The organism is Plantactinospora sp. CNZ321 (assembly GCF_004217235.1).
In genome coordinates this window covers 4,622,967-4,634,905 of the sequence record NZ_SHKQ01000001.1, presented here as the reverse complement: position 1 = coordinate 4,634,905, position 11,939 = coordinate 4,622,967, and the positions used below count along the sequence as shown (strand labels likewise).

At 69.2% G+C, this 11,939-nt stretch carries 9 protein-coding genes; all 9 read left to right on the top strand.

Going from position 1 to position 11,939, the window contains the following annotated elements; all coding sequences use genetic code 11:
• Positions 1-148 precede the first annotated feature (148 nt).
• The 9 genes from EV371_RS20205 (at position 149) to EV371_RS20165 (ending at position 11,920) form a co-directional block, all read left to right on the top strand.
• Positions 149-1,684 (top strand): ATP-binding cassette domain-containing protein, encoded by a 1,536-nt coding sequence (locus tag EV371_RS20205; protein ID WP_130463431.1) that lies wholly within the window; start codon positions 149-151, stop codon positions 1,682-1,684.
• 55 nt (positions 1,685-1,739) lie between these two features.
• Positions 1,740-2,714 (top strand): ABC transporter permease, encoded by a 975-nt coding sequence (locus EV371_RS20200; RefSeq protein ID WP_130463430.1) that lies wholly within the window; start codon positions 1,740-1,742, stop codon positions 2,712-2,714.
• A 2-nt stretch (positions 2,715-2,716) separates the two neighbouring features.
• Entirely contained in the window at positions 2,717-3,700 is a 984-nt protein-coding gene (locus EV371_RS20195) for an ABC transporter permease (RefSeq protein WP_130463429.1), read from the top strand.
• 11 nt (positions 3,701-3,711) lie between these two features.
• Positions 3,712-4,896 (top strand): substrate-binding domain-containing protein, encoded by a 1,185-nt coding sequence (locus tag EV371_RS20190; RefSeq protein WP_486484713.1) that lies wholly within the window; start codon positions 3,712-3,714, stop codon positions 4,894-4,896.
• A 7-nt stretch (positions 4,897-4,903) separates the two neighbouring features.
• Positions 4,904-5,755 (top strand): sugar phosphate isomerase/epimerase family protein, encoded by an 852-nt coding sequence (locus EV371_RS20185; protein WP_130463428.1) that lies wholly within the window; start codon positions 4,904-4,906, stop codon positions 5,753-5,755.
• A gap of 64 nt (positions 5,756-5,819) precedes the next feature.
• Positions 5,820-8,210, top strand: a complete 2,391-nt coding sequence (locus EV371_RS20180) for an RICIN domain-containing protein (RefSeq protein WP_130463427.1) — start codon at positions 5,820-5,822, stop codon at positions 8,208-8,210.
• A gap of 393 nt (positions 8,211-8,603) precedes the next feature.
• Complete coding sequence (locus EV371_RS20175) at positions 8,604-9,020, top strand: endo-1,4-beta-xylanase (RefSeq protein ID WP_130463426.1); 417 nt, start codon at positions 8,604-8,606, stop codon at positions 9,018-9,020.
• A gap of 2 nt (positions 9,021-9,022) precedes the next feature.
• Positions 9,023-10,408 carry a family 43 glycosylhydrolase gene (locus EV371_RS20170; protein ID WP_165436760.1) on the top strand — a complete coding sequence of 462 codons (1,386 nt, stop codon included), beginning with the start codon at positions 9,023-9,025 and terminating at the stop codon, positions 10,406-10,408.
• 192 nt (positions 10,409-10,600) lie between these two features.
• Complete coding sequence (locus EV371_RS20165) at positions 10,601-11,920, top strand: pyridoxal-dependent decarboxylase, exosortase A system-associated (RefSeq protein ID WP_349340727.1); 1,320 nt, start codon at positions 10,601-10,603, stop codon at positions 11,918-11,920.
• Positions 11,921-11,939 lie beyond the last annotated feature (19 nt).

Here is an 11,939-nt window from a genome sequence, read left to right as displayed (position 1 = left end):
TGATGTTTTGCTCATGTCAAGCGAATGTTTGCGACGCAGGAACGTAAGCCTCCGCATCCCGCCCAAAAGTTCGTCGCTGTGCGAACGGAACGACCCGGTGCGGGGTGAAGGAACTTTGCCGGCGACTACTATCTGTGAGGGCCTCTGGATGTCAGATCCACGGACGGCACCGCTGCTCGCTCTGCGCGGCATCGGCAAGTCCTTCCTCGGGGTACGCGTCCTCGACCGCGTCGACCTCGACGTCGGGCCGGGCGAGGTACACGCCGTCGTCGGTGAGAACGGCGCCGGGAAGTCGACCCTCATGAAGATCGTCTCGGGCGGGTACGTCCCGGACGAGGGCACCGTCGAGTTCGCCGGTGAACCGCGCGGGTTCCGCAGCCCGCGCGACGCGCAGCGGGCCGGCATCGGCATCATCCATCAGGAGTTCAACCTGCTGCCGGAGCGCACCGTAGCGGAGAACGTGTACCTGGGCCACGAACCGGTACGCCGTGGGCTCGTCGACCGCCGGGAGATGCTCGGCCGCACCGGCCGACTGCTCGCCTCGATCGGGGAGACCGCCCTGCCACCCGACGCCCGGGTGGGACGTCTTGGTGTCGCGCAGCAACAGGTCGTCGAGATCGCCAAGGCGCTCGCCCTCGACGCGCGGCTGCTCATCATGGACGAGCCCACCGCGGCGCTGGCAGACCACGAGGTCGAGTTGCTGTACGGCCTGGTACGCCGACTCCAGGAGCGGGGCATCGGCATGCTGTACGTCTCGCACCGGCTTGCCGAGGTCTTCGACCTGTCCGGTCGGATCACGGTCCTCAAGGACGGCCGGCGGGTGACCACCGTGCAGACCGCGGACACCACCGCCGACGAGCTGGTGCGGCACATGGTCGGCCGGGAACTGTCCAGTTACTACCCGGACCGGGCCGGCCCCGATGATCGCGGCCCGGTCCGGCTCAGCGTCCGAAACGGGGGCAACCGGAAGCTGCGCGGTGTGGACCTGGAACTGCGCGCGGGTGAGGTGCTCGGCATCGGCGGCCTCCAGGGTGCCGGGCGGTCGACCCTGGCCCGTGCGCTCTTCGGGGCGACCCCGTTCACGACCGGCGAGGTCACGATCGACGGCACACCGGTCCGGCTGCGCTCGCCGCGCGCCGCGATGCGGGCCGGCGTCGCCTACGTCACCGAGGACCGCAAGGGCGAAGGCATCGTCGCCCGGCAGTCCGTACTGGACAACGCGCTGCTCGCCAGCCGGGCCGTCTTCGCCGCCCGATCCGGACGCGCCGCCCGTACCGTGCGGGTCCGCGAGTTGCTCGCCGCGGTGGACGTCCGGGCCGTCGACGACGACCAGGAGATCCGCTTCCTCTCCGGCGGCAACCAGCAGAAGGTCGTGCTGGCCCGGTGGCTCGCGGTCAACCCGCGGATCCTGCTCTTCGACGAGCCGACCCGGGGCATCGACGTGGGGGCGAAGGCGGCCATCCACGATCTCGTCCGCCGCCTCGCCCGCGACGGGGCTGCGGTTCTGATGATCTCGTCCGATCTGCCGGAGCTGCTGGGAATGAGCGACCGGATCGTCGTGATGCGCGACGGCCGCGTCGCGGGCGAACTGCCGGCTGGCACGACCGAGGAGGACGTCGTCGCCCTGGCCGTCGGGACCCCGGGTTTGCGAGCCCCGCAGTCGCGAACAGAGGTAGACCAGTGAGTGCGAGGAGTGAGCCGGGTTTGCGAGCCCCGCAGTCGCGAACAGAGGTAGACCAGTGAGTGGGCTTTCCCTCGTGTCGGCCCGACGGCCGGTACCGGGCGTGTTCGTGGCCCTGACCCTCGTCCTGGCGATCGGCTGGCTGGTCGTGGCGATCGACGGCGGCCAGCTGTTCAACCAGTCGACCACGGTGAGCCTGTTGCACGTCGCGGCCGGGCTCGGGCTGGTCGCCGTGGGGCAGACCCTGGTCATCCTCGGCGGCTCGCTCGACCTGTCCGTGGCGTACGTGATCAGCCTAAGTACCCTCGTCGCGGCCGAGACGATGGACGGCCGCGACGGCGCGTTGCTGCCGGCGGTCGGGCTGGCGCTCACCGTCAGCGCCGGCGTCGGGCTGCTCAACGGGCTGCTCGTCACCAGACTACGGATCAACGCGTTCATCGCGACCCTCGGCGTCGGGCTGCTGCTCAAGGGATACCTCGACAACGGCTACGACGGGCCCGCCGGCACCACCGCTCCCTCGCTGGTACAGACCCTCGGATATCAGCGCGTCGGTCCGGTACCGCTGTCCTTCCTGCTGCTGGTCGCGGTGACCGGGGCGGCCTGGTTCGTCCTCTCGCGGACCCGGTTCGGTCACCATCTGGTCGCGGTCGGGGGTGACCCGGAGGTCGCCCGGCTCTCCGGCGTCCGCACCGACCGGGTCCTGGTCACCGCGCACGTGCTCTGCGCGCTCTGCGCCGGCATCGCCGGCATCTACCTCGCGAGCCGGCTCGGTTCCGGTGCGCCCCGGGTCGGCACCGAGGGTCTCTACGACCTGGAGTCGATCGCCGCGGTGGTGATCGGCGGCACCGCCCTGGCCGGCGGGCGCGGCGGTGTCGTCGGCACCCTCGGCGGAGTGCTGCTGCTCGCCAGCATCGACGCCATCTTCAACCAGCTCGAGGTGGACGCCTTCTTCAAGCAGGTGATCCGGGGCGCCGTCATCATCGCCGCGGTCGCCGTCTATGCCCGCCGGGCGCTGCGGAAGGCGGACTCCTAGCCATGCAGACCGTTCGACGCCCGCCGCTGCCGCTGCGCATCCCGCGGATCCGTGCCGGTGGCGTCCTGCCGATCCTCGTGATCCTCGCGGTGCTGCTGGTGCTCGTCGCCGTCCGGCAGCCCGACTTCCTCGCCCCGCCGTCGCTGATGTCGTTCCTCGGCCGCTCGGCGCCGGTCATCCTGCTCGCCGCCGGCCAGTACTTCGTGATCGTCTCCGGCGAGTTCGACCTCTCCGTCGGCTCCCTGGTCACCGCCGAGGTCGTCGTCGCCGCCCGGCTGATCGACAGTGATCCGTCCCGAACCTGGCCGGTGGTCCTGGTGCTGCTCGCTGGAGGGGCGCTCGTCGGGCTGGTCAACGGCCTGGTCACGACCCGGCTGCGGGTGCCCTCGTTCATCACCACCCTCGGCATGTTCCTGATCCTCGTCGGCGCGGTGTACCTCTGGTCCGACGGCGCCCCCAAGGGCGGGCTCTCCGAGGAGTTCCGCCGGTTCGGCCGGCGCGCGTTCGAGGACGTGCCGGTGCTCGGCCGTTTCCCGTACGCCCTGGTGGTCCTGCTGGTCCTCGCGGTGCTGGCCGTGCTCCTGATGCGTTCCGACTTCGGTCGCACGCTGGTCGCCGTCGGCGACAACCCGCGCACGGCCGAGCTGACCGGGGTACGGGTCTGGCGTATCCGGACCGGCGCGTTCATCCTCAGCGGACTCGCGGCGGCGGTCGCGGCGATCCTGCTCGGCGGCTACAGCGGCGTCTCGTTCCAGGCCGGCGCGGGTCTGGAGTTCGGGGCGATCACCGCGGTCGTGCTCGGCGGCGTCGCGTTGGGTGGCGGTCGCGGTTCGGTCGTCGGCGCGATGCTCGGCGCGTTGACCCTCGAACTGCTCTTCGCCCTCATGAACTTCTACGGCGTCTCCGGCGCCCTCAGATCGACCGTCCAGGGCGCGATCATCCTGTGCGCCGTGGCGGTCTCCGCTCTGCGTTTCTCGTCCAGATAAGGGGATTCACCGTGAGACGTCACATGGCGGCCCTGGCCGCGGTCACCCTGCTGTCGCTAGTCGGCTGCGCCACCGACGAGCCGGCGGCGACCCCGTCCGGCACCTCCACCGGGGCCGCGGGAGCCGGCACCGGGGAGCAGTCGAAGTTCTTCGTGCAGGCCGACTACGACAACGAGCTTGCGCTGCTCGCCGCCACCCCGACCGGTCCGGCCGACAAGCCGTGGGAGCAGGCGCTCAACCCGACGATGGTGGAGACCGCGAAGTTCAGGAAGGCCGGCCCGTACAAGATCTGCTTCTCCAACGCGGCGCTGAACAACCCGTGGCGGCAGGTCGGGTTCAAGACCATGCAGGCCGAGGTCGAGGCGCAGGGGAGCCGGATCAAGGAGTTCGTCCACGTCGATGCCGAGGGCAAGGACCAGAAGCAGATCGCGGACATCAACGACCTGCTCGGCAAGGGCTGCGACGCGCTCATCGTCTCGCCGAACACCACCGCGACGCTCACCCCGGCGGTCGAGGCTGCCTGCGCTGCCGGCCTGCCGGTCGTCGTGTTCGACCGCGGCGTGAACACGAAGTGTCCGGTGACGTTCATCAACCCCATCGGTGGGTACGGGTTCGGGCACGTCGGGGCCGAGTTCGTCAGCCAGCGGATGAAGCCCGGCGGCAAGCTGCTCGCCCTGCGGATCCTGCCCGGTGTCGACGTGCTGGAGACCCGCTGGTCCGCCGCGAAGGTCGTCTTCGACAAGGCGAAGGTCGACGTCGTCGGGGTCGAGTTCACCGACGGCGACCCGGCCAAGACCAAGAAGATCGTCGACGACTACCTCCAGCGGTACGGCACGATCGACGGCGTCTGGATGGACGCCGGTGCGGTCGCGGTGGCGGCGGTCGAGGCGTTCCAGGACGCGGGCAAGCCGGTGCCGCCGATCAACGGCGAGGACCAACTCGACTTCCTGAAGATCTGGAAGGACGAGAACCTCACCGCGATCGCACCGACCTACCCGACCTACCAGTGGCGTACGCCGATCATCGCCGCGCTGCGGATCCTCGACGGCCAGCAGGTCGCCAACCCCTGGAAGCTGCCCCAGCCGACAATCACCCGGGAGAACCTGGACAGCTACCTCGACCCGGGCATGCCGCCGCTGCACTACGCCATGTGCGGCTGCACCGACCTGCCCGGCTATCCAGAGCGCTGGAAGTAGGGACCCTGTGCACGCCATCGGGGTCAATCCCTGGGTGTGGGCCTCGCCGGTCGACGACGAGGCCCTGGCCGAGCTGATTCCACGGATCGCCGCCTTCGGCTTCGATGCGGTCGAGTTGCCGGTCGAGCAACCCGGCGACTGGGACCCGGTCCGCACCCGGGACCTGCTGGCGGCACACGGCCTGGCCGCGGCCGGCGTCTGCGCGGTCACCCCACCCGGGCGTGACCTCGTGGACGCCGCGCCGGACGTCGTCACGGCGACCGTGGCGTACCTGAAGGGCTGTGTGGACAGCGCGGCGGTCCTGGGCGCACCGTGCGTCGGAGGCCCGGTCTATGCCGCGGTGGGCCGGACCTGGCGGATGACGCCTGCGGCCCGCGCGGCCTGTTACGCGGAGTTCCGGCGGGCGCTGGCGCCGGTCGCCGACCACGCCGGCGCCCGGGGCGTCGCCATCGGTGTGGAGCCGCTCAACCGCTACGAGACGAGTGTGGCCAACACGGTCGAGCAGACGGTGGAGCTGCTCGACGGCCTGCCGCCGAACGTCGGCATCATGATCGACACATACCACATGAACATCGAGGAGGCCGACCCGTACTCCGCGATCGTCCTGGCCGGGCCGCACATCAAGCATGTCCAGGTCAGCGGCACCAACCGGGGTGCACCCGGTGCGGACCACTTCGACTGGCCCCGCTTCTTCGCCGCGTTGCGCAGCACCGGTTACCGGGGCGCGGTCTGTATCGAGTCGTTCACCGCCGAGAACGAGACCATCGCCACCGCCGCCTCGATCTGGCGCCCGCTCGCCCCGTCCCAGGATCGGCTCGCCCAGGACGGGCTGAGCTACCTGCGGCGGATTCTCCGCTGAACGGCCGGCCTTGTCACACCTGGACGATCGGCCACACCACCCTCATGCAGGTAAGGAGACTCCCGTGTCCGTACCCTCAGTTCTCGCTGCCCGGCGGCGGGTGCTGGCCGGAGCCGCGGCGGCGTTGACCACCGCGGCCACCGTGACCGTGGTGGCCGCCTCGGCCGCCCCCGCGCTGGCGGCCACCACCACCCTGTACGCATCCCCCTCGGGCAGCGGCACCGCGTGTACCGCCGCCACGCCCTGCTCCCTGGCCGGCGCACAGACCGCGGTCCGATCCCGCACCGGGGCGATGTCCGGCGACATCGTCGTCGAGCTCGCCGACGGGGTGTACCGGCTCACCTCCCCGCTCCGGCTGACGGCCGCCGACTCCGGAACGAACGGCTACCGGGTGATCTGGCAGGCCGCCCCGTCGGCCCGTCCCGTGATCAGCGGCGCCCGGGCGGTCACCGGCTGGTCCCTCGTCGACTCCGGCAGGAACATCTGGCGGGCCAACGTCGGCGCCGGTCTCGACAGCCGGCAGCTCTACGTCGACGGCGCCATCGCCACCCGGGCCCGCACCCAGGTCAACCGGGCCGACTTCACCGCGGACAGCACCGGGATGAGGTTCACCAACAGCGCTCTGGGCTACCTGAACAACCTGGCCAACGAGAACCGGGTCCAGATCGAGAGCGTGGGGTCGTTCACCGACCGGTACGTCTCGGTGCAGAGCATCAACGGCAACCTGATCACGATGCAGCAGCCCGGATGGAGCAACAACAACTTCGGGTACGACACCTTCACCAGCCCGCACCGGGCCGGTCCGCTCTACCTGAGCAACGCCTACGAGTTCCTGGACGCGCCCGGTGAGTGGTATCTCGACCCGGGCAGCGGCGCGCTGTCCTACATCCCGCTCGGCGGACAGAACATGAACAACGTCAGTGTGGAACTGCCGACGCTCCAGTCCCTGGTCAACCTCGGCGGCAGCTACGACGCGCCCGCCCACCACCTGACCTTCAGCGGGATCACCTTCACCGGCACGAGCTGGCTCGGGCCCAGCGGCAACCAGGGCTATGCGGACCAGCAGACCGGTGCCTACATCGCGGGCAACTGGAGCTGGCCCAGCTTCACCTCCTGCCACAACGGCTGCCCGCAGTTCGAGGCCGCCCGACCGAACTGGCTCCAGTCGCCCGCCGCCGTACAGATCTCCGCCGCCAACAACATCACCTTCACCGACTCTAGATTCGTCAACCTGGGGCAGACGGCGGTCGGCATCGGCAACGACGCCGGTGCACACGGCAGCGGGGTCGGCCTCGGCGCCAGCAACATCACCATCAGCAGGTCCGAGATCGCCCACAACTCGGCCGGCGGCATCATCGTCGGCGGCGTGCGCGCCGACGCGCACCACCCCAGCGACCAGCGGATGGTCAACCGGGACATCACCATCAGCAACAACCGGCTGCACGATCTCGGGGTGGAGCACCGGGGCATCGTGTCGGTCCTGACGACCTACGTCACCAACGCCACCGTCTCGTACAACGAGGTGTACAACATGCCGTACACCGGGATGTCGATGGGGTACGGGTGGGGTGCCAACGACGCCGGCGGGAGCAACCACTACGCCGACCGGGGTCTGTACAACTACCAGCCGCGGTACTCGACACCGACGACCGCGTCGAACAACCGGCTCGTCGGTAACTACGTGCACGACGTGATGCAGCAGATGAACGACGGCGGATGTATCTACACGCTGTCGGCGAACCAGGGTGGATTGATCAGCGACAACTACTGCCTGCGGACCAACGGCTACTTCGGGATCTACTTCGACGAGGGCTCGCGGTACTGGACCGCCAGGAACAACGTCTTCTCGAACACCGGTACCTGGGCCACCGCCAACTACTGGTTCGCCGAGAACATGGGCAACTTCACCGTCACCGACAACTGGTCGACCAACGGCAGCACCAACGTCACCAACGGCGACCGGGGCAACGTCGTCTACGGCAACGTCACGGTGAGCGGCGGCAACTGGCCGTCGGGCGCCCAGGCCGTGATGGCGGCCGCCGGGCCGCAGAGCGGCGGTGGCCAGCAGAACGTGCAGGTCGTCGGGGTTCAGTCCGGCCGCTGCCTGGAGATCGGCGGGTCGAGTACCACCAACGGCACCCAGGCGCAGCTCTGGGACTGCACCGGCGGGACGAACCAGCGGTGGACCTACACCGCGGGCAGGCAACTGATCGTGTACGGCAACAAGTGCCTGGACGCTTCCGGGCAGGGCACCACCAACGGCACCCTGGCGATCATCTGGGACTGCAACGGCCAGACCAACCAGCAGTGGAACGTCGGTTCGAACGGCACGATCACCGGCGTGCAGTCCGGGCTCTGCCTCGACGCGAACGGCCGGGGCACGGCGAACGGTACGAAGGTGCACCTCTGGGCCTGCCACGGCGGCACCAACCAGCAGTGGAACCTGCGCAACTGACCGCGCGGGTGGGTGGGGCCGGGCCCTCGGCGCGGTCCCACCCACCGACGTCCCCGGGGGTGCGACGGCCGCGACCACATGTCACGGGTTTCGATAACACAAAACTGCGGTGGTTCTGTTTTTCCACCGATTCGGTGCCGCCGTCGAGAAAGTGCTACTGACCGCGTCCGTCGAAGGTCCCTACCTGAGGTGAACCGCGTACCGACCAAATTTCGGGTAGCTGTTCCCGCTTGCCTCTTGAAGGCCGCGTGACCATCTGGCAATCTCCAGGTATCAATGTGAGCGCTCTCGCAGGGCCGATCCCTACTGCCTCGGGCAAGGCGTAGCGGAGGTGTTAGCGCTTACAGAGCGCAGCGTCCCTGTCCGTAGCGGTATCGAAAGGTTGATAAATCAATGAACCACTGGATCGAGGCCGTCTTCCGTGCCGCGGACGCCGCCGATCCGGGCGCCAAACTCTGCTACGACGACCACAACACCGACGGGCTCAACGCGAAGTCCACCGGCATTTTCCGGCTCGTCGAATCGACGGGCGGCTACCTCCACAGCCGGGTACGTCTCGTGGCTCCGTACGGCAGTTCCGGCTACCGGCCGGGTCTGCACCGGGCGGGCCCGGCCGCGGTTTCCAGCCGCGGCGGCAGCGTCGTGAACGCCGACATGTCGCTGCCGCCCGTGGCCTGGGAGGGCCGGCGCGGAGAGGGCAAGCTCCGCGCCGGCCCGGTCGGCGACCAGCACCACCAGCAGGTCAGGGCGACCCCTCTCGCGACGAGGCGACCGGGTGGGAGATCCAGCGTGATTTCGAGCAGGAGGTAACGATGAAGTCAGGAATCTTCGGCCGTACCGCAGGCAGACGCCGGGTGGCCCTGATGTCCGTGCTGCTGTGTCTCGCGGTGTCGGTGCCGGGGGTGGCCCGGGCGGACAACCCCATCGTGCAGACCATCTACACGGCTGATCCGGCGCCGTTGGTGCACAACGGTCGGATCTACCTCTACACCGGTCACGACGAGGACGGCTCGACATACTTCACGATGCGTGAGTGGCGGGTCTGGTCATCGGCGGACATGGTGAACTGGACCGACCACGGCTCTCCGATGAGCCTGGCCACCTTCAGTTGGGCCAGCGCCGACGCGTGGGCCGGCCACGCCATCTACCGCAACGGCAGGTTCTACTGGTACGTGCCGGTCAAGAATCGGGCGACCGGCCGGATGGCCATCGGAGTCGGCGTGTCGGAGAGCCCCACCGGGCCGTTCCGAGACGCGCTCGGTCGCCCACTCGTGGAGAACGGCGAGATCGACCCGGCCGTCTTCATCGACGACAACGGTCAGGCGTACCTGTACTGGGGCAACCCCAATCTGTGGTACGTGCGGTTGAACGCCGACATGATCTCGTACTCGGGCAGTGCGACGCAGATCCCGCTGACCGCGGCGGGGTTCGGCGCCCGCAACGGGAACGCGAGCCGGCCGACCCTCTATGAAGAGGCTCCCTGGGTCTACAAACGGAACGGGATGTACTACAACGTCTTCGCGGCGGAGTGCTGCTCGGAGTTCATCGGCTACTCGACCGCTCCCGGCCCGACCGGGCCCTGGACCTACCGCGGGACGGTCATGCCGCGACAGGGTGGCAGCTTCACCAACCACGCCGGCGTGATCGACTTCAACGGCGGCTCGTACTTCTTCTACCACAACGGCGCCCTGCCGGGCGGCGGGGGCTTCACCCGTTCGGTGGCGGTGGAGAAGTTCAACTACAACTCCGACGGCACGATCCCGACGATCAACATGACCACGGCGGGAGCTCCGCAGATCGGCACTCTCAATCCCTACTCCCGGCAGGAGGCCGAGACGATCGCCTGGGAGACCGGTGTGGAGACCGAGCCGGCCAGCGGCGGGGGAATGAACGTCGGCTGGATCGAGAACGGGGACTGGATCAAGGTCAAGGGCGTGGCCTTCGGCGCCGGCGCCGGCTCCCTGAGCGCCAGGGTGGCCTCGGCGACCAGCGGCGGCCGCATCGAGGTTCGCCTCGGCGGCAGCAACGGCACCCTCGTCGGAACCTGCACCGTGCCGGGTACCGGGGGCTGGCAGACCTGGACGACCGTCAGTTGCCCGATCAACGGCGCGACCGGTACGCACGACCTCTACCTGCGTTTCGCCGGTGGCAGCGGCTACCTGCTCAACGTCGACTGGTGGCAGTTCCAGCCACGGTGACGGGCTGGCCGACCACGGACCATCGCCTCCGGCGAGACCCTGCTTCGAGGGTCTCGCCGGAACCCGTGAGGATCAACAGATGACTGCTGGCGGTCGCCCTTCGAAGGGGGTCGTGACACCGCCACTCCCGGTCCGGCGATTGGCCGCATCAACAGCATCGGGCCGGAGCGCACTATCCTCGACGCATCGAAGGTGATCGGTCAGAATCCGTTGCCGATGGTGGCCGTCGACGCCGAGGTCCTGGCGCCGGGCCGGCTCAAGCGTGACCGCGAATGGAGCTGGGAGATGAGCAGGCACCCGTCGATCGCCGCGTTCGGTCTGGAGGGCGGGAAGCTGCTGGTCGGCGGTGTTCCGGTGGACCGGTTGGCCGAGCAGGTCGGCGGCACGCCGTTCTTCGCGTACGACAGGGCGCTGCTCACCAACCGGATACGGCGCATCCGGGCCGCGTTTCCGGTGGGCATCGAGCTGAGCTACGCGGTGAAAGCGAATCCGATGCCCGCCGTCGTCCAGCATCTGAGCCGGCTCGTCGACGCATTCGACGTGGCCTCGGCGAGGGAACTGCGTACCGCGCTGGACACCCCGCTCGACGGGGCCAAGGTGAGCTTCGCCGGCCCGGGGAAGAGCGTCGCCGAGCTGACCCAGGCGGTCGCGGCGAACGTGACGGTGGTGGTGGAATCGCACACCGAGGCCACCCGGGTGACGGCCGCCGGGGAGCGGCTCGGGATCCGGCCGAGAGTCGCGGTACGGGTCAATCCTGACTTCGTCGTCCGGAGTTCCGGAATGCGCATGGGCGGCGGGCCGCAGCAGTTCGGGGTGGACGCCGAGCGGGTGCCCGCACTGCTCAAGGACCTCACCCGGATGGAGCTGGACGTCATCGGGTTCCACATCTTCGCGGGGTCGCAGAATCTGCACACCGACGTGCTGTGCCAGGCCCAACGGCAGACGGTCGAGCTGGCTCTGCGGCTGACCGAGGCCGCCCCGGCGCCGGTGCGGTACCTCAACCTCGGTGGCGGCCTCGGCATCCCGTACTTCGAACGGGACGTCCCGGTGGACCTGGAGCGGATCGGTGCCAACCTCACCGAACTGCTCACCTCGGCGATCCGACCCGATCTGCCCGACGCGGAGGTCGTCGTCGAACTCGGCCGGTACATCGTCGGTGAGTGCGGGGTGTACGTCACCCGGATCGTGGACCGCAAGGAGTCCCGGGGTCGCACCTTTCTCGTGGTGGACGGCGGCCTGCACCACCAGCTGGCCGCCACCGGCAACCTCGGGCAGGCCATCCGGCGCAACTATCCATTGGTCATAGGCAACCGGATGGACGACGAGATCGACGGACGGGTCACCGTGGTGGGATGTCTGTGCACTCCGCTGGACCTGCTGGGCAACGAGGTCGCGCTGCCCCGGGCAGATGTCGGCGACCTGGTGGTGCTGTTCCAGGCCGGTGCGTACGGGCTGACGGCGAGCCCGACCGCCTTTCTGGGCCATCCGACGCCGCCGGAGGCCCTGGTCTGATCCGACGCACGGGGCGCCG

Coding starts and splice junctions, on each gene's coding strand:
- EV371_RS20205 (WP_130463431.1), top strand. CDS start 149: ATGTCAGATCCACGGACGGCACCGCTGCTCGCTCTGCGCGGCATCGGC.
- EV371_RS20195 (WP_130463429.1), top strand. CDS start 2,717: ATGCAGACCGTTCGACGCCCGCCGCTGCCGCTGCGCATCCCGCGGATC.
- EV371_RS20175 (WP_130463426.1), top strand. CDS start 8,604: ATGAACCACTGGATCGAGGCCGTCTTCCGTGCCGCGGACGCCGCCGAT.
- EV371_RS20170 (WP_165436760.1), top strand. CDS start 9,023: ATGAAGTCAGGAATCTTCGGCCGTACCGCAGGCAGACGCCGGGTGGCC.